Origin of the sequence: Hymenobacter telluris (assembly GCF_017313265.1) — a bacterium.
In the GTDB taxonomy this organism is placed as follows: Bacteria; Bacteroidota; Bacteroidia; order Cytophagales; family Hymenobacteraceae; genus Hymenobacter; species Hymenobacter telluris.
In genome coordinates, this window is sequence record NZ_JAFLQZ010000002.1 from 134384 (window position 1) to 157177 (window position 22794).

At 56.9% G+C, this 22794-nt stretch carries 21 protein-coding genes; 15 read left to right on the forward strand and 6 right to left on the reverse strand.

The window, feature by feature from the left end:
- The first annotated feature begins 14 nt into the window (after positions 1-14).
- The 12 genes from pyrE to J0X19_RS02990 all read left to right on the forward strand — a co-directional run bounded on the left by pyrE (position 15) and on the right by J0X19_RS02990 (position 14617).
- Positions 15-620, forward strand: coding sequence for an orotate phosphoribosyltransferase (gene pyrE / locus J0X19_RS02935; RefSeq protein ID WP_206980826.1), 606 nt, complete (start codon positions 15-17; stop codon positions 618-620).
- A gap of 123 nt (positions 621-743) precedes the next feature.
- Positions 744-3878, forward strand: coding sequence for a phosphoribosylformylglycinamidine synthase subunit PurL (locus tag J0X19_RS02940; RefSeq protein ID WP_206980828.1), 3135 nt, complete (start codon positions 744-746; stop codon positions 3876-3878).
- Positions 3875-4768 (forward strand): phosphoribosylformylglycinamidine synthase subunit PurQ, encoded by an 894-nt coding sequence (locus J0X19_RS02945; protein WP_206980836.1) that lies wholly within the window; start codon positions 3875-3877, stop codon positions 4766-4768. Before J0X19_RS02940 ends, J0X19_RS02945 begins: the two co-directional genes overlap by 4 nt.
- Before the next feature lie 48 nt (positions 4769-4816).
- Positions 4817-5749: a phosphoribosylaminoimidazolesuccinocarboxamide synthase gene (locus tag J0X19_RS02950; protein WP_206980837.1), complete on the forward strand. Its 933-nt coding sequence runs from the start codon at positions 4817-4819 to the stop codon at positions 5747-5749.
- Positions 5750-5814: 65 nt separating this feature from the next.
- Positions 5815-6198, forward strand: a complete 384-nt coding sequence (locus tag J0X19_RS02955) for a nuclear transport factor 2 family protein (RefSeq protein ID WP_206980838.1) — start codon at positions 5815-5817, stop codon at positions 6196-6198.
- A 5-nt stretch (positions 6199-6203) separates the two neighbouring features.
- Complete coding sequence (locus J0X19_RS02960) at positions 6204-6665, forward strand: DUF6985 domain-containing protein (protein WP_206980841.1); 462 nt, start codon at positions 6204-6206, stop codon at positions 6663-6665.
- A gap of 37 nt (positions 6666-6702) precedes the next feature.
- On the forward strand, positions 6703-7986 hold the full coding sequence (gene purD, locus J0X19_RS02965) for a phosphoribosylamine--glycine ligase (RefSeq protein ID WP_206980865.1): 1284 nt from the start codon (positions 6703-6705) through the stop codon (positions 7984-7986).
- The gene (gene purN, locus J0X19_RS02970; protein WP_242581922.1) at positions 7970-8587 is read left to right on the forward strand and encodes a phosphoribosylglycinamide formyltransferase; all 618 of its coding nucleotides are present in this window, start codon (positions 7970-7972) and stop codon (positions 8585-8587) included. Before purD ends, purN begins: the two co-directional genes overlap by 17 nt.
- An 89-nt stretch (positions 8588-8676) precedes the next feature.
- Positions 8677-10179, forward strand: a complete 1503-nt coding sequence (purF, locus tag J0X19_RS02975) for an amidophosphoribosyltransferase (RefSeq protein WP_206980882.1) — start codon at positions 8677-8679, stop codon at positions 10177-10179.
- Between the two features lie 190 nt (positions 10180-10369).
- A complete protein-coding gene (locus tag J0X19_RS02980; RefSeq protein WP_206980884.1) occupies positions 10370-11470 on the forward strand; it encodes an AIR synthase-related protein in 1101 nt (366 codons plus the stop codon).
- A 637-nt stretch (positions 11471-12107) separates the two neighbouring features.
- The gene (locus J0X19_RS02985; RefSeq protein ID WP_206980886.1) at positions 12108-13160 is read left to right on the forward strand and encodes an outer membrane beta-barrel protein; all 1053 of its coding nucleotides are present in this window, start codon (positions 12108-12110) and stop codon (positions 13158-13160) included.
- A gap of 86 nt (positions 13161-13246) precedes the next feature.
- Entirely contained in the window at positions 13247-14617 is a 1371-nt protein-coding gene (locus tag J0X19_RS02990; RefSeq protein WP_206980888.1) for an ammonium transporter, read from the forward strand.
- 108 nt (positions 14618-14725) lie between these two features.
- On the opposite strand, the gene J0X19_RS02995 is transcribed toward J0X19_RS02990, so the two are convergent.
- Positions 14726-15274: a hypothetical protein gene (locus J0X19_RS02995; protein ID WP_206980892.1), complete on the reverse strand. Its 549-nt coding sequence runs from the start codon at positions 15272-15274 to the stop codon at positions 14726-14728.
- Between the two features lie 191 nt (positions 15275-15465).
- On the reverse strand, positions 15466-15678 hold the full coding sequence (locus J0X19_RS03000) for a heavy-metal-associated domain-containing protein (RefSeq protein WP_206980893.1): 213 nt from the start codon (positions 15676-15678) through the stop codon (positions 15466-15468).
- A 186-nt stretch (positions 15679-15864) separates the two neighbouring features.
- Between J0X19_RS03000 and J0X19_RS03005 the strand changes: the two genes are divergently transcribed.
- Positions 15865-16401: a DUF4240 domain-containing protein gene (locus J0X19_RS03005; protein ID WP_206980894.1), complete on the forward strand. Its 537-nt coding sequence runs from the start codon at positions 15865-15867 to the stop codon at positions 16399-16401.
- 153 nt (positions 16402-16554) lie between these two features.
- Here J0X19_RS03005 and J0X19_RS03010 read toward each other — a convergent pair whose 3' ends face one another.
- Entirely contained in the window at positions 16555-18045 is a 1491-nt protein-coding gene (locus J0X19_RS03010; protein ID WP_206980895.1) for a nicotinate phosphoribosyltransferase, read from the reverse strand.
- A gap of 148 nt (positions 18046-18193) precedes the next feature.
- Between J0X19_RS03010 and J0X19_RS03015 the strand changes: the two genes are divergently transcribed.
- Complete coding sequence (locus tag J0X19_RS03015; protein WP_206980896.1) at positions 18194-18874, forward strand: DUF1345 domain-containing protein; 681 nt, start codon at positions 18194-18196, stop codon at positions 18872-18874.
- A gap of 43 nt (positions 18875-18917) precedes the next feature.
- Here the strand turns inward: J0X19_RS03015 and J0X19_RS03020 are convergent, their stop codons facing one another.
- Positions 18918-19277 (reverse strand): STAS domain-containing protein, encoded by a 360-nt coding sequence (locus J0X19_RS03020; RefSeq protein ID WP_206980898.1) that lies wholly within the window; start codon positions 19275-19277, stop codon positions 18918-18920.
- A 546-nt stretch (positions 19278-19823) separates the two neighbouring features.
- On the opposite strand from J0X19_RS03020, the gene J0X19_RS03025 reads away from it, so the two are divergent.
- Complete coding sequence (locus J0X19_RS03025; RefSeq protein WP_206980900.1) at positions 19824-20477, forward strand: response regulator; 654 nt, start codon at positions 19824-19826, stop codon at positions 20475-20477.
- Between the two features lie 14 nt (positions 20478-20491).
- Here the strand turns inward: J0X19_RS03025 and J0X19_RS03030 are convergent, their stop codons facing one another.
- Together J0X19_RS03030 and J0X19_RS03035 are read right to left on the reverse strand one after the other, a co-directional pair.
- Positions 20492-20854, reverse strand: a complete 363-nt coding sequence (locus tag J0X19_RS03030) for a hypothetical protein (protein ID WP_206980902.1) — start codon at positions 20852-20854, stop codon at positions 20492-20494.
- 286 nt (positions 20855-21140) lie between these two features.
- Positions 21141-22262: an acyltransferase family protein gene (locus J0X19_RS03035; RefSeq protein WP_206980904.1), complete on the reverse strand. Its 1122-nt coding sequence runs from the start codon at positions 22260-22262 to the stop codon at positions 21141-21143.
- Between the last annotated feature and the right edge of the window lie 532 nt (positions 22263-22794).

Consider the following 22794-nt stretch of genomic DNA (forward strand, 5'->3'; position numbering starts at 1 on the left):
TACTTAACCACCTCTTGACTACCACCTTCACTCCCGAAGCCCTAGAGCAACAATTGGTGCAGGAAGATGCCCTGTTGCGCGGCCACTTCCGGCTTTCCTCCGGCTTGCATTCCGATACCTATGTGCAGTGCGCCCGCTTTCTGCGGCGTCCCGATTTGGCCGGTCCAGCGGCGGCTGAGCTAGCCGAACAGTTGCGGGCTGCTGGCTTGCAACCCGACTTGGTGGTAGGCCCGGCTATGGGTGGCGTAGTAATTGGCTACGAGCTGGCCCGCCAGCTGGGCGTGCCGGGCATCTTCACGGAGCGTGACGATTCCGGGCAGATGACCTTGCGCCGGGGCTTCACGGTGGAGCCCGGCCAGACAATTGTTATTGCCGAAGACGTGGTAACTACCGGCAAGAGCACCAACGAAGTAGCGCGCGTGTTGGAAAGGTTGGGCGCGAAAGTTTTGGCCGTAGTAAGTTTAATTGACCGCACGGGTGGGAAAGCTGAGCTAACTTTTCCGAACTTTGCACTGCTGCCGGTAACGGCGGCCACCTACGCACCCGATGATTGCCCGCTGTGTCGGGCAGGTATTCCGGTGGTGAAGCCCGGCAGTCGGCCGGAAAAAGCGTTTTCTTAAACCTACTTCGGCGCAACCGGCGCAGGAGCAAGGCATTTTCGGCGTACTCTGCGCGGGTATGCTTCCTCACGGCTGCCAGTTGCGGCGCGTGGGAAACCGAAAAATAGATAACCCACTTCCCTTTTGGAATCTACCCAAAGAACCATTCAGCTTCTGCTCAAGCCCGGCCAACATGATGGCGAGGGCCAACGTGTGGCAGAAGCTGCCCAACGCCACCTTGGCCTCACGACTGGCCGGGTGCAAAGCACCGCCCTCTACACGGTGCGCTATCCCGTAACCGACGAGCAGCTGCGCGACTTCGCGACCCACTGCCTGCAAGACCCGGTGCTGCACGACGTGGCCCTCGACGAGTTTCGCCACGAGCCTACGTACAAGAGTTACATCCTGGTGGCCAAGCTGCCCGGCGTGACCGACGACGAAGGCATATCGGCGCAGAACGCCCTCGGCGACTTCCTGAACCAGCCCCTCGACACGCACACGCAGCACATCTTCAGCAAGCGGCTGTACTTTCTGGAGCACGAGCTGCCTGCCGCCGACCTGCGCCGCCTGGCCGAAGAGCTGCTCGGTAACAAGCTCATCAACCGCTTCGAATCCGGCCCCATAACCGACATCCGCGACTACACGCCGCGGCCCGGTGGTGGGGCCGAATCTATTACCAACCTCGTGCCGCTCACCAACCTGACGGACAGCGAGTTGGTGCAGCTCTCCAAAGACAACCTCTACGCCCTCAACCTAGAGGAAATGCGGGCCGTTCGCGACCATTATGTGGCCATTGCCCCCGAGCGCCAAGCCGCCGGCCTGCCCGCTGACCCCACCGACTGCGAGCTGGAAATCATTGCCCAAACGTGGTCGGAGCACTGCAAGCACAAGGAGTTCAGCGCCGTTATCAAGTATAAGGATGCGGACACCGGCGAGGAGCACGAAATAGACGGCCTGTTCAAAACCTATATCAAGAATGCCACCGCCGAAGTGGACCGCCAGCTGCGGGCCAACGGCAACGACTGGCTGATTAAGGTTTTCAGTGACAACGCCGGCGCGGTGCGCATCAACCCCGAGTCGTTGTTTGTATGGAAGGTGGAAACGCACAATTCGCCTTCGGCCATCGACCCGTACGGCGGGGCCATTACGGGCATCTTGGGCAACAACCGCGACCCGCTGGCTACTGGCATCGGGGGCGCACGGCTGCTGTTCAATACCAACGTGCTGTGCTTCGGTAACCCCGAGTTCAACGGTACGCTGCTCAGCAACCAGCTGCACCCGCGCCGCATTTTTGAAGGCGTGCGCAAGGGCATCGAGGACGGCGGCAACAAGTCGGGCGTACCGACGGTGAATGGCGCCATCGTGTTCGACGACCGGTATGCCGGCAAGCCGCTGGTGTACTGCGGCACCGGTGCTGTCATGCCGATGCAGTTGGCCGGGCTGGATTCGTGGGAGAAGAAGATTGACGCGCAGGACCGCATCATCATGGCCGGTGGCCGGGTGGGCAAAGACGGTATCCACGGCGCGACCTTCTCTTCTATCGAGCTAGACGAAACTTCGCCGGCTACGGCCGTGCAAATCGGCTCGCCGATTACGCAGAAGCTGGCCATGGATTTCCTGGTGCTGGCGACGCGCCGCGGCCTTATTAAGTGCAGCACCGACAATGGCGCGGGCGGCTTGTCGTCCAGCATTGGCGAGCTGGCCACCATCAGCGGCGGGGCCGTGGTGGAGCTGGAGAAAGTACCGCTGAAATATCCGGGGCTGCGGCCGTGGGAGATTTTCGTGAGTGAGTCGCAGGAGCGTTTCTCGCTGGCCGTGGAGCCCGCTAAAATGGACGAGCTGCTGGCCTTGGGCCGCGAAATGGAAGTGGAGCTGACCGACATCGGTTACTTCACCGCCGACGGCTACCTGGATGTGCGTTTCGATGGCGACTCAGTAGCCCGCCTGAACATGGAGTTTCTGCACAACGGCGTGCCGCGCAAAGTGCTGGAAGCTGAGTGGAGCAAACCCCAAGCCGCGGAGCCAACGATTGAAATTCGTCAGGACGGTGTAGAGACGCATATTTGCGTCTCCCCATTGAGCGACCAAAACCGCGCCGTTGGGGCTAACAACCTCAGCAACGACCAGACGCAAGTATGCGTCTCTACAACTGATGTGCTGACCCGCCTGCTCGGCAGCCTCAACATCTGCTCCCGCGAGTCGGTGATTCGGCAGTACGACCACGAGGTGAAGGGCCGTACCATCATCAAGCCGTTGATGGGTGCCACGGGCCAAGCCCCGCAGGATGCTGCCGTAGTGCGCTTCAACTTCGAGAGTTGGGAAGGCGTGGCCGTGAGCAATGGCATCTTGCCCCGCTTCGGTGACCTAGACGCCTACCATATGTCGGCTGGTGCTTTTGATGAAGCGGTGCGTCAGATTGTGGCCGTGGGCGGCAAGCTGCCTAACCTGAGCTACGGCGACGGCAACTTCTGGTCCGTCAACGACAACTTCTGCGTACCCGATTCGGTGTACGACGCCACCACCAACCCCGATGGTAAGCTTAAGCTAGCCAAGCTGGTACGGATGTGCGAAGCTCTGCGCGACGCCACGGCCGCCTACTGCATCCCGCTCACCAGCGGCAAGGACTCGATGAAGAACGACTTCAAGGCCGACGGCGTGAAAATCTCCGTACCGCCCACCGTTCTGTATTCGATGACGGCCAAGATTGAAGACGTCCGCTACACCATCACCTCCGACTTCAAGCAGGCTGACGACATTGTCTATCTACTAGGGGAAACCTACGACGAGCTCGGTGGCTCGGAGTTCTACCAGCTGTTCGGCGAACTAGGCGCCAACGTGCCGCAAGTGCGTTTCGACAAGGCCAAGGAACTCTACACCCTCATGGGCCAGGCCAACGACCAGCACCTCATCCAGTCCTGCCACGACCTGTCGGATGGCGGCTTGGCGGTGGCGCTGGCGGAAGCCACCTTTGGCCACGGCTACGGCGCCACGGTCGATTTGCCCGAAGGCTTGCCGGTGCAGGTGCAACTGTTTTCGGAGTCGCACTCCCGGTTTGTGGCCACGGTAGCGCCCGAAGATGTAGTGGCTTTCGAGCAGCATTTCGGTAGCCGCGCCACGCGCCTCGGGGTAGTTACACCGGACAGCCAGCTCACGGTGCGCCACAACGGGCAGCCGGTCATTGCGGCTAGCACGGCTGTGCTGCGCCACGAGTGGACCAACGGCCCGGTGAACCGCATCATTGGCTTCGGCCAGCCAGCAGGAGAGGAGGCCGCCCGATGAACGACCAACACATGAACGATACCAGCCAGAAAGTCCAGGCCCTGATTCTCACGGGTTTCGGCATCAACTGCGAAGAAGAATACGCCGCGGCCTACCGCTTGGCGGGCGCCGAAGCCACCATCGTGCACCTCAACCAAGTGCTGCACGGCCACGTCAGCATCCACAACTACGACATCCTGAACTTCCCCGGCGGCTTTTCCTTCGGTGATGATTTGGGCTCCGGCGTGGTGCTGGCCAACAAGCTGCGCTACCGCAAAAACGCCGAAGGCCGCACGCTGCTCGACGACATCAAGGAGTTCGTGGCCAACGGCAAGTTCGTGATGGGCATCTGCAACGGCTTCCAGGTACTCGTGAAGCTCGGGCTGCTCCCCAACCTAAGCGGCAACGTAACGCCCGAAGTAACGCTCACGCACAATGCCTCGGGCCGCTACGAAGACCGGTGGGTGCGCCTGAAAGTCAACCCAAAGTCGAATTCGCCTTTCCTCAAGGGCCTCGACACCATGGAAGTGCCTGTGCGCCACGGCGAAGGCCGCCTCATCATCTCGGGTACCGACACGCTGGCCCATATCGAAGAGCAGGCACTCAACTGTCTGTCCTACACCGATTTCGACGGCTCACCGACCGACGTGTACCCGCACAACCCCAACGGCGCCGACCTCAACTGCGCCGGCCTGACCGACACTACCGGTCAGGTGTTCGGGCTGATGCCGCACCCGGAGGCGTTCCTCTCCTTGTATAACCATCCCGATTGGGCCCGGCGCAAGCGCCTCAACCCCGGTTTGAGTGAGGAAGGCGACGGGCTACGCTTGTTCCTCAACATTGTGGAGCACGTGCAGAGCCAGCGCCAAACCGCCGTTTCGCCGCAGGAAGCCAGCCAGTTTTCATCTTAAGACACCCTCGCAGTTCATCGGCCTTCCGGACCGGCTGACACTTTACCTATGGACACCCTCAACCATTTCGATACCCCTCAGCTCGAACTCCTGCACCGTGGCAAAGTCCGTGATTCGTACCGGGCCCCCTCGGGCGAGCGGCTCATCGTCGTTACCGACCGGTTGTCGGCCTTCGATTCGGTGCTGGAAACGCCGATTGCGCACAAAGGCGCGGTGCTAAACGGGCTGGCCGCTTTCTGGTTCGAAAAGACGCAGCACATCATTCCCAACCACGTTATCAGCCTGCTCGACCCCAACGTGACGTTGGCCAAGGAAGCCGAGCCGATTCGGGTGGAAATGGTGGTGCGCAACTACCTCACGGGTTCCATGCTGCGCGGCTACCTGCAAGGCCAGCGCACATTTTCGGGCGTAACCGTACCGGATGGCTTGACCAAGCACCAGCAGTTCCCCGAGCCGATTGTAACGCCGACCACCAAAGAGGAATCGGACCGCGAAATCACGCCCGAGAATTTGGTATCAGAGGGGTGGGTGTCGGCTGAGCTGTACGAGAAGATGCGCGTGAAAGCGCTGGAGCTGTTCAACTTCGCTTCGCAGTGGATGGCGGAGCGCGGCATCATCCTGGTAGACACCAAGTACGAGTTCGGGTTGCTGAACGGGGAGCTGATTCTGATCGACGAAATCCACACGCCGGATTCGTCGCGGTTCTGGAGCGCCGAAGACTACGCCAAGAACCCGGAAACGGCCGAGCAGATGGACAAGGAGTACGTGCGCCAGTGGCTGATTGCCAACAAGCAGGACGGCCAGTACCCCCGCGCCCTCACGCCCGAAGTATCGGCCGAAGCCACCCGCCGCTACCTCGATATCTACGAGCGTATCACGGGGGCTCCACTACAAACCAACAACGAAACCACCACCGAGGGCGACGTACAGGCCCGCCTAGTAGGCAACCTGGTGCGTGCTGGTATCATGAAAGATGCCTGAACTCGTCAATGAGTATGCCCTCAAACGCTGAACTGCGGGTGCAATAGTCCACTTCTTTAGCCGTCATGGAAACCGCCACTCCAAAGCAACTCGTGCTAGCCTACATCGAAGCGTACAACCGCTTTGACGTAGACGGCATGGTGGCCAACCTGCACGACGAGGTAGTGTTCAAAGACATTGCTAACGGCGAAGTGAACCTGACCACGACCGGCAAGGAAAGCTTCCGGCAGCAGGCCGAGCAGGCCAAGCAATATTTCTCTCAGCGGGAGCAGCGCGTCACCGATTGGCAAGTAGCCGACAACCAAGTGGAAGTTTTGATTGACTACACCGGCGTAGCAGCCATAGCATTCCCGAACGGCTTGAAACCCGGCGACACCTTGCAGATGCAGGGCAAGTCGGTCTTCCAGTTGGAAGGCGGCAAGATTCTTTCCATCGAGGACATTAGCTAACCGAAATGAGCGACTGGAAAGACACGTTGCATATTGAGCATGAAGATTTAATGGCAGAAGTGTCAGTAGATCTTTTTGAGAAGCATGCCTCAGTGCCTGTGCTTTTTGAAGGTGTAACAGAACTAACGCCTCTAACTGAAGCCGCCTTGGATGCGTTGTTGCAACGGCTGCCAAGTTTGGAAAGGCTTATTGTAGATACAGCTTTCGAACATTACCAACGTGTTGCTGAAGGATTCAAAACCATCTACGGACGTCCACTTGATATGCCCGTGGTTACAGACGCCATTGCATTGCTTCCTTACTACCATCCCTACACAATTTACTTACCAGAAGAGCCTGAATTAGGACGATTTGGAATAGGGTTCGGATGTGAGTGGGAAGAAGAGCATGGCTTTGGTATACAATTTCGCAACTGGCAGATAGTGGAAATAGGTGGAGATGCAGAAGCCTTTTCCTTCTACGATTAACACCGCTTGCTACCCCTGACTTATCAACCACACAACCTTGAGCACCAGCAATAAGAATATAGTACTCCTCGGCGGCGGGGCCCGTGAACACGCCATGGCGTGGAAGCTGACCCAAGACGGGGCTACCGTGCACGTACTGCCCGGTAACGGCGGCATCCCGAACAGCCACCCCGAAATCAGCGCCACCGATTTTCCGGCGGTGCAAAGCTTCTGCGAAGCGCATGGCGTCAAGCTGATTGTAGTGGGCCCCGAGGCGCCGCTGGCGGCGGGCGTGGTCGATTACTTTGCCGGTTCCGATATTCGGGTGTTCGGGCCGAGTCGGGCCGGGGCGGTGCTGGAAAGCTCCAAGGTGTGGAGCAAAGACTTCATGCGGCGGCACGGGGTAGCTACGGCACAGTCGTGGCAATACCGGAGCGACCAGCTGGACGAAGCCCGCGCCAAAGCCACCGAACTGGATGGGCAGGTGGTAGTGAAGTACGACGGTCTGGCGGCAGGCAAAGGCGTATACGTGTGCTCATCCCTGGCGGAAGCCGAGCAGGCCCTCACCGATTTACAGGCCGAGCACACCGGGTGGTTCAGCTTCCTGCTGGAAGAAAAACTGACGGGTCCCGAAATCAGCATCATCGGTATCACCGATGGCAACCGGATCCGGCTGCTGGCGCCTTCCCAAGACCACAAGCAGCTGCTAGCCGGCGACAAAGGCCCGAACACCGGCGGCATGGGCGCTTACTGCCCCGTGCCTTTCGCCGACGACAACGTGCTGGCCGCCATCCGGACCGACATTGTGGACCCCACGCTGCTGGGTTTGCAAAACGAGCAGTTCGATTTCAACGGCTTCCTGTATTTCGGGGTGATGCTTTCGCCGCAGGGGCCGAAGCTGCTGGAATACAACGTCCGCCTCGGCGACCCGGAAGCAGAAGTGCTGCTGCCCGCTTTGGAAAGCAGCCTGCTGGAACTCATTGAAGCCACCCTCGATGGCAACCTGGCCCAAACCACCGTGTGGCAGCGGCCCGGCTACTACGTGGGCGTGGTGCTGGCTTCGGGTGGCTATCCGGCGGCCAAGTTCCCGACGGGTTTCCCTATCACCGGCCTTGATAAACTGCCCGACAACATCCACGCGTTTCACGGGGCTACCCGCCAACAAGACGGTGAGCTGGTAACCAGTGGCGGCCGGGTGATGGTGCTGGTTGGCCACGGGCAGGAGCTGGAAGAGGCGGTAGCGCAGGTGTACACGGAAGTAGAAAAGGTTAAATTTAAGGATGCATACATCCGCACTGATATCGGCCAGCGGCCAACTCCCGTTCTTGAAGGCCGCTGGTAACCATAGCGCCCGCAAGCAGCGCCTGGCCATTTTGCTGTCGGGCCGGGGCTCCAATATGGTAGCCCTGGTAAACGCCGTGCAAGGCGGCGTGCTCAATGGCTTGGCCGAAGTGGCCGTGGTGTTCAGCAACAAGCCCGATGCACCCGGCCTGGAAACGGCTGCCGCGCTGGGTTGCCCTACGGCCAGCCTAAGCAGCCAAGGCCGCAAGCGGGATGAGTTTGACGCCGAAGTAGTGGACCTGCTCAACCAGTACGCGCCCGACTACTTGGTGCTGGCCGGCTACATGCGCATTCTGTCGCCCACGTTCATTCGGGCGTTTGCGGGGCGCATCCTCAACATTCACCCCGCCGACACCCACCAGCACCAAGGGCTACACGCCTACGAATGGGCCTTCGAAAACCAGTTGCCGGAAACCAAAATAACGGTGCACGTGGTTGACGAGGGCCTCGATACCGGTCCGATTCTGGCCCAAGCGCCCGTAGATTTGCGTGGGGCCAACACCTTACACGAAGTAGAGCGCCGCGGCTTGGCCGTAGAGCACTTTATCTACGCCGATACCCTGGCCCGCTTGCTTCGCAGTGAATTAAAAGTTGAGAATTAAAAATTAAAAGCGGCTGATCAGCAATGGTTTGGCCTTTTTTAGTTGCTCAATTTTTAATTTTTAATTCTTACTTTTTAATTGAAAACGCCATGTGCGGAATTGTAGGTTTTTACGGCCCCGATGATGTTGTGCAGGACATCGTAATTGGCCTCACGGCCTTGCAACACCGGGGCCAGGACGCCGCGGGCATTGCCACCTTCGACGACAATTTTCACCTGCACAAAGGCAACGGCCTGATCAATGACGTGTTCAAACCCAAGCAGCTCAAGAAGCTGAAAGGCAACATCGGCATTGGGCACGCGCGCTACACCACCCAGGGCTCCAATGATACCGAGCTGGCGCAGCCGTTTACCACCAGCTACCCGTTCGGGCTGAGTATGGTGCACAACGGCAACGTTATCAACTTCCGGCAGGTGGCTAAGCTGATGCACCAGAAGTACCACGTGCTGCCCAAAACCAGCAACGACCTGGAGCTCATCATGTACACCTTCGCGTCGGAGCTGCGGTTGAAAAACCTCGATGCCCTGTCGGTGGTGGATATTTTTGATGCCGTGGAAACCACCCAGGAACTGGTGAAGGGCGCTTACGCTACCATCACCATCATTGCCGGGCACGGCCTGCTGGCCTTCAACGACCCGCTGGGCATTCGGCCGCTGGTAATGGGCCGCCGCGACACTCCCCGCGGCCCAGTGTATGCCTTTGCCTCCGAGAGCACCTGCTTCGATTACCTGGGCTTCGACTTCATTAAGAACGTAGGGCCGGGGCAGGCCATATTCATTGATAGCGACTTCAAAGTTCACTACAAGAACCCATACCAGCAGCCCAAGAACTTCTGCGTTTTCGAGCACATCTACTTCGCCCGCGAAGACTCCACGATTCATGGCCGCCTGGTGGCCCGGGAGCGGGTGCGCTTGGGCAAGATACTGGCCCGTAAGGTAATCGAGTCGGGCATTCAGCCGGATATGGTGATTGACGTGCCGTCGTCGGGCTACTTTGCAGCCTCGGGGTTGGCGGAGGCTATTGGGGTGCCGTACCGGCGGGCGTTGGTGAAGAACAACCACATGGGGCGTTCCTTCATTGTGAGTAGCCAGGCCGGCCGCGAGGATGTGGTGAAGAAAAAGCTGAACCCCATCCGCGAGTTTGTGGAAGGCAAGAAGGTGGCCGTAGTCGATGACAGCATTGTGCGCGGTACTACTTCCCGCCGCATTGTGCGGATTCTGCGCGAGGCGGGAGCCAAGGAGGTGTACTTCATTTCCAGCGCGCCGCCCATTGTGTCGCCGTGCATCTACGGGATTGACATGGCCATGAGCACCGAGCTGATTGCCGCCAACTACACCGAGGAAGAAATCTGCCGCTACATTGAAGCCGATAAGGTGATTTACCAGTCGCTGGACGATTTGAAGGAGCTGTTTTCGGAAGAGAAAGGCCACGGCGGCAGCTGCTTCGCGTGCTTCACCGGCAACTACCCCACTGGCGACGTCACCAAGTACCTGCGCCACATCCAGGAAGAGCGCCAGAGCCACCGCAAGAAAGAGCCTGCCGAAGCGCTAACCTCAGTAAGCGCCAAAGCCCCGGAGCCAACTGAGCATTAATATGTTCAACGACGCTAGAGTTGTAAGCTAGAAAACTAGTTCCCCTCCTCAGATGAGGAGGGGCTAGGGGTGGTTGATTGATCGTTGAACAATTGCTAGCTCTAGTTTCTGACTCTAGTTCTTCAACCACCCCTAACCCCTCCTCATCTGAGGAGGGGAACTAGTTTTCTAGCTTTAAATAGCTCTCCATATGTCCTCCACCATCAAAGAAACCGCCGGCTACTCCATTGAAGAAGGCAATGCCGCTTCCAAGAATGCCTACAACTGGGCGCAGAAAACCTTCAGCACCCGTGCTGGCAAGCCCGGCGAGCCGGCTCAGGACTTGGCCGGCGGCTTCTCCAACGAAATCCGGTTTGGTGCTGAGCGGCTGGGTATCGGCTCCGATGGTATCGGGACCAAGATTGAAGTGGCGGAGCGCACCAACCGCTACGACACGCTGGGCTACGACCTGATTGCCATGGTGGCCGACGACTTGGTGGTGGCCGGTTTCATCCCCACCAACCTGTCGAACATCATCGACGTGAATACGCTCAATTACGAGGTGGTAGACGAGCTGATGCGCGGCCTGCACGACGCGGCGCAGTTCAGTGAGATTGCCGTAACGGGCGGCGAAATTGCCGAGTTGGGCAACCGCATTGGTGGCTACCCCGGTGCCCGCATGAACTTCAACTGGTGCTCGACGGCGGTGGGCGTGTTACACCCCAGCCTGGAGCGCCCCCTAAGCGGTGCCAACGTGCGCGCCGGTCAGGCGGTGGTGGCGCTTCGCTCGCCTTCGTTCCGCTCCAATGGCTATTCCCTGGCCCGCCGTGCCCTCACCAAAGCTTTCGGTGAGGCCTGGCACACGGCTCCTTACACCGGCTCCGACGCCGCCGAAATGGGTAGCACCTGGGGAGACGTTATGCTGGCGCCTTCACTGATTTTTTCGCCCGGTGTAGGGGCGGTGTTGGATGCCGGCCTGCCGTTGCACGCCGCCGCGCACATCACCGGCGGCGGCATTGCTGACAACTTCAAGCGCGTACTCAAAAACGGCGTGGGTGCTGAGCTGACCAACCTGTTCGAGCCACTACCCGCCATGCAGCAACTGGCCGAGCTGGCTGGTATCACGCCTACTGAAGCCTACCTGTATTGGAACATGGGCAACGGCATGTTGCTCGTGACAGAGGAAGCGCAGGCCGAAGCGGTGGTGGCTGAGTTGCAAGCAAAGGGCTACCAAGCGCAAGTGGCCGGCCGCATCACCGCCGAGCCAGGGGTCCGGCTGAAGGTGGGCGCAGGTGAGTTAAGCTATGAATAGTGGCTTAGTGAAACCATTCAGACAAAACCATTCAGACACCAAAACAAAAAGCCCAGTCTCTGCGGAGACTGGGCTTTTTGTTTCGTCAAGAATCAAGGCGGACTCCATAAATGCATGTAGGTGGTGTATTCGATGAGGGAAACACGCAGCCATAACGCGTAGTGAAATAGGGTGTTCAATATTTAGGGTCATTTTCAGATTTTATTTCAATAAATAACCCAAAAGGCATAAAATTTAATAGGTGTATTCTGCTTTTTATAAAGCGTTTGTATATATTGGCCTTACAATAAGTAGGGGTTTTCAGAAATACCTGCTTTAGACCATCGTTTTGTCTGCTACGTGCCATAGCTCGCCAATAGCTATAGCACTGTAGTCCCGGACAACCTGGCTGGCCACTCAGACCGGCAGCCTTCGACCGACTTGCCACCCCCCGGCAGGTCAGCTAAAAAAGCATTTTCAAGGATAGTAGTAGGTGTGCTTCTTGATGGGGGCAAGAGGGGGTAGCGCATTCAGTAGCTACGCTTCGGGCTGTTTTTCGGGGAGTAAGAAGGAAAGTAACTCGCACGCATGAGTGGCCTATGCCGGTATGCCCATTCGCGCTATGCTTTACCAATAATCACTCATAACCCTAACCAGTATGCTGCTTTTTACCGCTGCCCTTGCCTTGTGCGCGCCGCTAACCACGGAGCCGGGTGACTCCGTTAAAACCTCACCCTTCAAGATTTCCGGCTACGCCGACGGCTATTACCGCTATAACCTCCACAACCCCGGCGACGCTCCTTATAACAACCTGACAAGCTTCACCAACAGCCACCAGTCGTTTGAGTTAGGGATGGTGTCGGTGAAGGCCGAGCACACCATTGGCAAGGTGGGTCTGGTGGCCGATTTGGGCTTTGGGCGGCGGGCCGAAGAGTTTTCCTACAACGACGCCAACACCCGGTTTGCCATCAAGCAGCTGTACGTAACGTATTCACCCTCAGAGAAAATCAAGCTGACAGCCGGTAGCTGGGCCACCCACATCGGGTACGAGTCGGTGGACCCGTATTTGAATCGGAATTACAGTATGAGCTATATGTTCTCGTATGGCCCGTTTTTCCATACCGGCGTGAAAGCTGAGTACGTGCTGAGCGAGAAAACCACCCTGATGGCCGGCGTTGCCAACCCCACCGACCTGAAAAGTGCCAGCGGCATGCCCAAAACGTTTGTTGCGCAAGTGGCCACCGGCTCGGCCGACGGCAAAGTGAAAGCCTATTTCAACTACCAGGGCGGGGCCCAGCACGACTCGTTGCGGGTGCAGCAGGGGGACGTAGTGCTGACTTTTGCGCCGTCCAGCCTGCTGAGCTTCTCTTACAACGGCACCGCGCAGTACCGGCAATACCGCGGCGAAACCGGCTGGGGCGACTACCACGCGTGGTGGGGCAGCGCCCTGTATGCCAACCTCGACCCGGCCCCCTGGTTCGGCCTGACGCTACGCGGGGAGTACCTGGGCGACACCAAATCGGTGCTCGGTTTCAGCGGCTCGGTTATCGAAACCACGCTGTCGGGCAACTTCCGCATCGACAACCTGACCATCATCCCGGAAATGCGCCTGGACAGCGGCGACACCGATTTCTCGCTGTTCGCCAACAAGTCGGGGGCCGCGAAAAACAGCACCGTAAGTGCCTTACTGGCTGCTGTATATAAGTTCTAGCGCGGGCTTGAACACAGAGGAAAGACTACGCCGCGGCCCTACTCCGGAAGCTGAAAACCACAACGTACATACCAATTAACTGCCTCATGGACCAGACAGTACATTCGAAATCTAAACTTAACTACGGCACAATGGCGCTGCTGGTGCTCTTTGTGCTGAGCGCGGTAGCCGGATTCGTGAAAGTGAACCACCCTGCCGCAACGCCCAACACCATCAATGGCGCCGATGTGGCCTGGATGCTGACGGCCTCAGCCTTCGTACTGCTCATGACGCCGGGCTTGTCGTTTTTCTACGGCGGCATGGTGCGGCCCAAGAACCTGATTTCCACCATGCTGCAAAGTTTTGTGGCGTTGGGCGTGATTTCGTTGGTGTGGTACTTCGTGGGCTTCTCGCTGTCTTACGGCAACTCCATCGGGGGCCTTATTGGCGACCCGCGCACGTTTTTCCTGCTGAAAGACGTGGGTACGGCCACTCACCCCACCTTGTCGCCTACTATTCCACTGGTGCTGTTTTTTGCGTTCCAGCTGAAGTTTGCCATCATCACGCCGGCCCTGATTACCGGTTCGTTTGCTGAGCGGGTGCGCTTCAAAGGCTACTTAGCATTCATCATCCTGTTCTGTTTGTTCATCTACTGCCCGCTGGCCCACTGGACCTGGCACCCCGAAGGCTTCCTGCGCAAGTGGGGCGTGCTTGACTTTGCAGGTGGTACGGTAGTGCACATTTCGGCGGGTGTGGCGGCTTTGGTAGGCGCCCTGGTATTGGGTCCGCGCAAAACGCACCGCGGCCAGTCGTTTTCCACGCCAAACGTGCCGTTCGTGCTGCTGGGTACGGGTTTGTTGTGGTTTGGCTGGTTCGGCTTCAACGCCGGTTCGGCGCTGGGGGCCAACGAAATGGCTTCACTGTCCTTTGTGAACACCAACCTGGCCTCGGCGGCGGCGCTGGTCGCCTGGATGCTGATTGAAGTAGCCCGCGGCGGCAAACCAACGGCTATGGGCGCTTGCATTGGGGCGGTAGTGGGGCTGGTGGCCATTACACCCGCCGCCGGCTACGTGGATTACGGGCAGAGCGTGCTGATTGGCGTGGTAGCCTCCAGCATCAGCTTCATGGGTGTGCACTGGAAAAATAGCCGTACGGGCATCGACGACACGCTGGATGTGTTTCCGTGCCACGGTTTGGGGGGTATTGTGGGTATGCTGCTTACCGGCGTGTTTGCGGCCAACGTGGGCTTGGTAAATGGCACGGCCACCGTGTTTGGCTACCACGTGCTTGGGCTGGCTATCGTAATCGGCTACACCGCTATTGTATCGTGGGTGCTGCTGAAAGTGACGGATGCCCTGTTTGGCCTGCGGGTGAAAGAAGCCGATGAGGAACTGGGCCTCGATTTGAGCCAGCACGAAGAATCCATCTACCACGTAGACGAGGAATTCGAGAAGACCTACCGCAAAGAACTGGTTTAGTCCTTACCAAGCGAAGTAAGCAAGCCCCATGCATTCAACTGACACTCCGAGCGGTACGAAACTACTCACGCCGCTCGGAGTGACACGAGGTATAATTCACCACGAACCTTATTGCTGCGTAGCTACTTCAGCTGATTCACGCAGCATAGTATCATTCAGGACGCCAATAAAACGGCGCATATGGGTATCGACCTGGGCTAGTTTCTTTGCGCGGTACTTGCTGGGGCGCGTGTACACGATGGTTTCGATGCCGGTGGTGAAAGGACCGGTGCTGTATTTGCCGGCACGGGCATTGTCGGAGCGGGTGTAGGTCAGGTTGTGGAGCTGGTAGGTGTAGGAGCCATCGGCCACGTTCAGGGAGAGCAGAAAATTGTAGGATTCCTGCCCATCCTTCACCGTAACCTGCGCGCTGGCAGCACCAGTCTCCGGGTTAGTGCGGTAGCCGGTGGCGCGATACCCCCGCGGCAGCCGAGCCGACAGGTCCTGCACCCGCGCAAGCAGCTGCTCTTCTGAAAGGCCTGCCGCCGGTATTTCCTCCCGGTACACCACTCGGTTGGTAGTGGCATCGAGGGGAAGCAGGGAAAAAGCGTACGGCGTATGCTGGGCGCTACTAGGCGTTTCAAACAATAAAAACAGAGAAAACAGGAGCGTTTTCATGGGCGGAGGGAACGAGGGTGACGTGCTGGGTGACACGGATGGGGATTAGGGGTATACGTCTGAGGGGGTGACAAAGGTGTTAAACCCACGGATTTCTATCAAACCCACGGCATGCGTATAGCGCACAAAAAGCGGGCCGGCAGCTACCAAAGTAGCCGCCGGCCCGCTTTCCGTTTGGTGCCAGTAACCCGTTAGGCCATCGGCTCGATGTCGAAACCAGCTTGTGACACGGCTTTCATGATAAGCTCGGGAATGGGATTTTCGCCTTCCACCGTTAGCGTTTTGGCCGGGTCGTTGGTGTCCACTTGCCACTTGTCGATGCTGGCTTCGGCGTCGAGAAAAGGCGTGACGGCGCGCAGGCAATTAGCGCAGTTGATGCTGGTTTTGAATTTCAGAGTTGACATAGGATGCAAAGAATTAGGCCGCTGCCGCCAGAAAAGCGGCTGCTGGCTGGTAGGTTGCTGTAACAAGCAATACGCAGCAAAAGTAGCGGCGTTGAAAAGGGCAGTGGGTATATCCTGCGGTTGCTGAAGTACAGAGTTTTGGTGTACTTCGTTGCCAATACGTACCTCGCAATACCCGCCGCAGCAATGGATAAAAAGGAATTCTGGCAGCTACTCGAAGCCGCTAAAGACAAAGCAAAAGGCAGCCAGACCCTGCAAGAGCAGGCGCTAATCAACAGCCTGGCGCAGCACAGCCCCGAGCAGATAATTGAATTCGAGTGTATCCTGCGCGAATACCTGCTGGAGGCCGACCACTTCAATATTATGGCTGCTCAGAAAATCCTGAATGGCTACGTAACCGACGACTCCTACCTGTACTTCCGCTGCTGGCTGATTGGCCAAGGCGAAAAGGTGTTTCTTGAAGCCTTGCGCGACGCTGATACCCTGGCCAAGGTTGCGGAAGAACCGTACTCGGAATTCGAGGCGTTGCTCTACGTCGCCACGAAAGCTTACGAAAAGCACACAGGCAAAAAGGAAGAAAATGAGGAGGATTCCTTCCCGCGCGGTATAGCCCACAGCCGCGGCCTTGATTACGACTTTGGCTCGGAAACCAAAGGCGACGACTGGACCGAAAACCAACTGCCAAAGATGCTGCCCAAACTCTGGAAGAAGTTTGGGGCGTGATGAGCGAGGTGCTGTAGAACATCCATAAGAACGTCATGCTGAGCGCAGTCGAAGCATCTCGCGGGGCCGTTGGTTTAGTAATCCGACATCAGCACGCGAGATGCTTCGACTGCGCTCAGCATGACGAACAACGAAAAGCTGTAGGGCAGCCCCTTACGCTGGCCGTTGCGGGCGTTTCTCCAGAATCAGGTTGGTGCGGAAGGTGTTGAGGCTTTCCTCCAAGCCCACCGGGTACACGTGCGGGTTCAGGAAGCGGCGAATACTAGGGTCGAGGCTTTGCACCTCGCGCTGGGCGTGGGCGCGGCTTTCGGCCAGGGTGGGCAACTCCAGTACCCGCTTACCGGCCCGGAATACTGGCTCCAGCAGCTCTTTAAAGCTGGCCTCGGAGCGCACCGGGCGCCGCCGCGTGGGGTCGAAGGGGTCAACCAAAGTGAGCTGTTCAGGTAACGGCTCGGCGGTGTTATAGAGCATATCGGCGCGGGGCTGGCCTTTCTCATTGGTGTAGCGCCGCACCTGCAAAATGCCGGGGATGCTGGTTTTGATGAGCTGCTCGGAAAGCTTGAGCGTGAAGTCCCAGCCCGAATCGTCGGCTTTGCGCAGGGCAGCCAACTTGTACACGCCTCCTAGCGCCGCTTGGTTGTAGGCCGTTACGAGCTGCGTGCCAATGCCCCAGGTATCAATGCGGGCACCTTGCAATTTCAGGCTGGTAATCAGGTTTTCTTCGAGGTCGTTGCTGGCCACGATGCGCGTTTTGGGAAAACCGGCCTCGTCAAGCAAAGCACGAGCCTCTCGGCTGAGGTAGGCCAGGTCACCCGAGTCGAGGCGGATGCCGCCCAGCTCGTGGCCGTTGGCGCGCATCTCGCGGGCTATTTTGATGGCGTGGCGTACCCCTTCCAGCGTGTCGTAGGTGTCCACCAGAAACACCGAATCGTCGGGGAAGGCCTTAGCGTAAGCGGCAAAGGCGGTGGGTTCATCCTCGAAGGCCATTACCCAGCTGTGCGCGTGCGTGCCCCGTACCGGAATACCGTAGCGCTGGCCTGCCAGTACGTTGCTGGTAGCATCAACCCCGCCCAGGTATGCGGCGCGGCTGGCGCCCAGGCCCCCATCGAAGCCTTGCGCCCGCCGTAAGCCAAACTCCAGAATCTGGTCCTGGGGGCCGGCGGCTTCCCGGATGCGGGCCGCTTTGGTGGCAATCAGCGTCTGGAAGTTCACGATGGTGAGCAGAGCCGTTTCCAGCAGCTGCGCCTGCAACAGCGGCCCCTGCACCCGCAGCAGCGGCTCGTTGCCGAACACCACCGTGCCTTCGGGTATGGCTTCCACGTTGCAAGTGAACTTCAGCTCGCGCAGGTAGTGCAGAAACTCCGCCGGAAACAGCGCTGCGCCTTTGCTGCCGCGCAAGCTGCCGAGGTATTTCAGGTCCTCTTCCGAGAAGCTGAAGTTCTCCATCCAATCCACGGCTAGTGCCAGCCCGGCCGCCACGGCATAGCCGCCCTGAAACGGGGCTTTGCGGAAGTACAGGTGAAATACTGCTTCTCGGTCCTGCATGCCCTGCTGCCAGTAGCCGTAGGCCATAGTGAGCTGATACAGGTCGGTGACGAGACTAAGCGAGGGCGCGTAAAGGCCGGACAGAGGGGCTGGGTTCATAGACGAGCATAACGAAGGAACGCCCCAAGGTACGGTTCCGCTGCAAATTGCGCCGCCGAACTGCCGCCCAACCAGCTGGCGTATACCACTGGTGCCTGCGAAATCCTGTAGCTTACACCGCCTTTTTCGCCCAACTGTTTTCCCTCTGATGCCCCAACCGCCTGCTCCCAGCCTGATGCACCAAATTAGCTTGCTGCCTAGCTGGTTGCGGCTGTCGTTGGGCTTAGTGCCTGCGGGAGTGGTGTACCTGGCGGCGCCGGCAGCTTGGCAGCTTCTTACGCGCCTCATGGCCGCCTGGGACGTTTTTGCGCTGGCCACGCTGGCGTTAACTTGGGGCATCATCATTACGGCCGAAGTCAACCACATTCGGCGCGTAGCCACCCGCAACGACCCTGGCCGGCACTTATCGTTTGTGTTTGCGCTGCTGGCGGCCAGTGCCAGCCTGCTAGCGGTGGTGTTTCTGCTTTCGTCGTTGCATACTGCGGGTGGGCAGTTGCGCAATCTGCATGTGGGGCTGGCCATAACCGGCGTGGCAACTAGCTGGCTGCTGGTACATACGCTGTTCACGCTGCGTTATGCCCACTTGTTCTATAACCCTGAAGCCGGGCAGGCGGAAGGCGGGCTAGACTTCCCCGGCGGTGAGAAAAGTCCCGATTATCTGGATTTTGCCTACTTCTCGTTCGTTATCGGCATGACGGCCCAAACCGCCGACATCAGCATTGCTGGGCCGCAGCTCCGGCGCTATGCCTTGCTGCACGGTTTGCTTTCATTCGGTTTCAACACCGTGGTACTGGCACTCACTATTGGTGGTTTGGCCGCAATATTATGAGCCTACAAGCCTGCAACGAGGTGTGTGCCAGAGCTATGGTTCACTAAGCCACTGAGTGCAAAGGCCTGGGGTGCAGGTTGCGGCAGTACAACGCAGCATCGAGCAGAGTACCGAGCATAAGCGGCTGCGAAGCAGTAGGTAGCTGCTGCACCGCTTGTTGAAAATCTTCTTCGAGGTGGCACAATATCAGTTGGATACCGCGCCGCTGCATCTGCACGCAGAACTGACCGAGCAGCTCAATAACGGCCGTCGGAGGATGATGCAATTCACTGCAATCCAGCCAAATATTGGGTTTGCCGCTGCCGCCGGCCCGGCGTAGCGCGCGTTGTAGCGTTTGCGCTTCCGTGAAGTAGCTGCCCGTTAGGATCAGCAGGTAGCTTTCCGGTAGAATTTCGCGATACACGTGCATTTTGGCAAAACTGAAAAGCCGAAGTGTTACTGTAGCGTCAGGTATAAAGCCACGAAATCGTGCAACAGGTTTAGTGAAGTAAACTGCTGGGAATAAATACGTTAATCGTATTTATGAAGTTGTAGTTAATCCCTGCAAACACGGCCTGCCCTTATCAATAGCAATACTATAAAGATGCTATATAAAATATAATGTGCAGCTAGCGGTAAATACCTATTGTAGGCAAGGAAAAATACTGATTTTCAAGACAATGAGCTAGAATGTGTTGGCTTGTTGTCACTAAAAAGCAACTCGTTACGTTGCGCTTTTACAAGCTGATACTGGTTTTCCTATAGCATCAGCCCGAGTATTTGCCTGCATTTTTATTCGCACTAGCTTCGTTGCAACAAAGCAACGCTGGATAAGCAGCTGCTAAAGGCCAATCTACCTTGCGTTGTCGTACGTATTGTTTTTATCTGGCGCCTCTCGCAAAGCGGCTATGATGTAGCCGTATCCCTTGCTACACCGTAGTGGCTACTAACCCATTTCTTCTCTCTGGCTATGATTCGAGTACTGCTAACCGACGACCATACCATTCTGCGCGACGGTATTCGGGCCCTACTCAGCCAACAGCCAGACCTAGAGGTAGTAGGAGAAGCAGGCAATGGCCAAGAATTGCTGGAACTACTAGTGGATACGCCTACCGACGTGGTGCTCATGGATATCAACATGCCCGTAATGGATGGTTTTGCCACCATTGAGCACCTGCGGGAGCAATACCCCGATGTGCGCGTGCTGGTCCTGTCGATGCTCAACCACGAGAATTATGTGCACCGCATGCTCGAAGCCGGTGCCACTGGCTACGTGCTCAAGAATGCCGACATCACCGAAATTACCCACGCCATCCGAACGGTAGCGGCAGGCCGGCCTTTCCTGTGCACGGAAATTGGGTTGGATATGCTCTACAAAATAGTGCGCACCACCGCGCTGCCCACCGATGCAACCCGCCCGAAAACAGGCGAGTTGTCGAAGCGGGAACTGGAAGTGCTACGGCTGATTTCCGAAGGCATGACCAATGCCGAAATAGCCGACAAGCTGTTTACCAGCAAGCGGACTATTGAAACGCACCGGCAGAACATAATTGAGAAGACCCAGGCCAAAAATACGGCTGCGCTTATCAAATATGCCGTTTCCAACGGCTTGCTCAACGAGTAAAGCGTCGGGGTTACTTAGCCCGGAACCTCTCCTACCAATACTTCGGTCGGATACGTGCCATCAGCGTATTCCAACTGCTGTGCCAGCTGCTCCACTGCCGACTGAAACGATTCTTTGGCAGTGGTGAAGCCTTTAGTGGTTTCGGTAGGTGGGAGGTGGTAGTTGCGGTACGTGGTGGCCGGGCCAGAATCCAGGCGGGCTATCAGCTGAGCTGCTTCCTGTTCTTGAATAGAACTGGGGTTACCACGCCAGAGCGTACGGTAGCCGGGCTGCGGCGTTAGCTCACTGTGTTTGAAGTAAAGCGGCACCCCGTCGGGCACGGCATACAGGTACACCCGACGGCCTTGCGGCGCCGGGGAAAGGAACAGGGACTCCATTAAAGTAAACTAAAGTTGCAAGAGGTATGGTAGTGCGGGTACTCAGGGCGTGCGGCCATCTACGGAATTCGTAAACAACCGGATTTACTTATGCCAAAATCTATATAATATCCGGATTATTCAAAAAATTAGAGATTTATTTAAATAAATGGCAAAAAAAGTCCCTGTATTTGTTGTTTGCTTATAGTACCTGACAGTCAGCAAAACCGCTTAAACAAAGCCGCCTGCCCTATTTAGGGCAGGCGGCGCGCTGAATATCTTACTGAAAACTTATTTGCAAAAACGATTATGCAGGCGTGGCAGCATAGGTGCCTGCGGGCGTAGTTTGCTTAGAGTACGCTTGTATACGCTTTTCAACTTGCGCATAAAACACGGCCGATATACCAATACTGAGGGCGGCCCCTGACACAAGCGGCCCATAGCCATTGAAAATAAGAGGAGAGCTAAAATAGCTCAGCACGCTATAGTAAAGCATCAATACCCAAACGTGATTCAAATAGACTGAGTAGCTGATTTCACTGAGCCACTTCATTGGCCTAGGCAGTGTTCCTTCGCGGTGAAGAAAGAAGTACAACCCAATAAAGGAGATGGTAAGCGTAAGGATACTTGCAAGGCGCTCATGGCTGTGAGCCGGGTCGGAGAAGTAGTGTATGCCTATGTAAAGGACTCCGAAGGCGACATAGTAGCACGCTGAGGGTAGCTTAAACGGTAGGGTGAAGCCTTTTGCAAGAATGTTGTAGTAAAGCATCCCAGCCAGGAAAAATATTTGAGCGTGCACATAGCGGTTGTGGGTGATGCAAAATGCCACTACCAGCAGGGCTAGTAAGGCTATCCGGTTTCGCCTTTTGAGTTGGTAGTAAAGCGGAAACAGCAGGCAGAAAATAATTTCGTGCGGCATCGACCATAGTTGATAGCCACCCCCGAAAAGGTTGTCTGTGGCCAAGAAAAGGCCGGTCAAAACGAAATTATGGTTTGTCAGGTGGGGGTACTGATTCAGGAGGGAGCCCGCAAATTTTGTTGGCGTACTTGCTAGGTGAGCTTCGCCCAATAAGTTGAAGCTGATAAACAGCACTACGCCCGACAATACAAGTGAGAGCAAGTAGGCCGGATAAAGGCGCAAAAAACGCTTGCGGGCGTACTCGCTCAGATTGAACGAGTTGCGCACCGAATGCTGCAAGAAGAACCCAGACAGGGTGAAGAAAAAGAAGACCCGTTGCTCATGCACCGTCAGGATTTTAGTCAGGTTATATCCTATATAATCTGGCAGAGTCCATTGGGCTATTGGGTGGTAGGATACAAACACATCATGCCCAGCCCATAGAGTTTCTTTGGCATGATTCAGTACAACTCCTAAGCAAGCTACTGCTCGAAGAATGTGTACTTGATTGAACTTCAAGTTGGTATGCACTAGGCGGATTGGTAGTATCCTCAACCTGTAGTTGCTTCTTCGATAAAAGAAAGATAGACGCACGCTACTACCCCAGTTCCACCAACGGACAGGGCATAACAGGTTAGGAAGGGCGGAAAGGAAGGCGTCTCACCCGGAACGGATGAGTAATAGTTTGTTAATCAATGATATAACCAGGCTCTTTTGGGGGCTAGCTACAGTAGATGATTTAGAATTATTTAGATTAAACTGTATTTTGCAAAGTTGTAACTATAAATAATGTGCAACAACAACGTAATAGTTTATTTCCGGATTAGTATATCAACCCCTGTATATAGGAGTGCCAACCCTTTCGTATAGTCGATGAAGTATGTTCAGTTACCGGAAGGATGCAGCAATGCAGCAAATCTGCCCTTGTCGCTTACGTGAGGCGTTAGCGAAGCTTCGCGTAACGGGTGTGGTGATAGCGGCTACCAGCGGATAGCCGCAGGAGATGGTGTGGCTTTGTTGTCCGCAGGGCTTTTGTAGAACTGAGAAAACAAGCCCCTGCTAT

Bases quoted from the DNA above. Each gene is read 5' to 3' on its own strand.
- J0X19_RS02945 (WP_206980836.1), top strand. From the start codon at position 3,875: ATGAACGACCAACACATGAACGATACCAGCCAGAAAGTCCAGGCCCTG.
- J0X19_RS03005 (WP_206980894.1), top strand. From the start codon at position 15,865: ATGGATAAAAAGGAATTCTGGCAGCTACTCGAAGCCGCTAAAGACAAA.
- purF (WP_206980882.1), top strand. From the start codon at position 8,677: ATGTGCGGAATTGTAGGTTTTTACGGCCCCGATGATGTTGTGCAGGAC.
- J0X19_RS02995 (WP_206980892.1), bottom strand. From the start codon at position 15,274: ATGAAAACGCTCCTGTTTTCTCTGTTTTTATTGTTTGAAACGCCTAGT.
- J0X19_RS02950 (WP_206980837.1), top strand. From the start codon at position 4,817: ATGGACACCCTCAACCATTTCGATACCCCTCAGCTCGAACTCCTGCAC.
- J0X19_RS03000 (WP_206980893.1), bottom strand. From the start codon at position 15,678: ATGTCAACTCTGAAATTCAAAACCAGCATCAACTGCGCTAATTGCCTG.
- J0X19_RS02960 (WP_206980841.1), top strand. From the start codon at position 6,204: ATGAGCGACTGGAAAGACACGTTGCATATTGAGCATGAAGATTTAATG.
- J0X19_RS03025 (WP_206980900.1), top strand. From the start codon at position 19,824: ATGATTCGAGTACTGCTAACCGACGACCATACCATTCTGCGCGACGGT.
- J0X19_RS02980 (WP_206980884.1), top strand. From the start codon at position 10,370: ATGTCCTCCACCATCAAAGAAACCGCCGGCTACTCCATTGAAGAAGGC.
- J0X19_RS02985 (WP_206980886.1), top strand. From the start codon at position 12,108: ATGCTGCTTTTTACCGCTGCCCTTGCCTTGTGCGCGCCGCTAACCACG.
- J0X19_RS03030 (WP_206980902.1), bottom strand. From the start codon at position 20,854: ATGGAGTCCCTGTTCCTTTCCCCGGCGCCGCAAGGCCGTCGGGTGTAC.
- J0X19_RS03010 (WP_206980895.1), bottom strand. From the start codon at position 18,045: ATGAACCCAGCCCCTCTGTCCGGCCTTTACGCGCCCTCGCTTAGTCTC.
- J0X19_RS02955 (WP_206980838.1), top strand. From the start codon at position 5,815: ATGGAAACCGCCACTCCAAAGCAACTCGTGCTAGCCTACATCGAAGCG.
- J0X19_RS02990 (WP_206980888.1), top strand. From the start codon at position 13,247: ATGGACCAGACAGTACATTCGAAATCTAAACTTAACTACGGCACAATG.
- J0X19_RS03015 (WP_206980896.1), top strand. From the start codon at position 18,194: ATGCCCCAACCGCCTGCTCCCAGCCTGATGCACCAAATTAGCTTGCTG.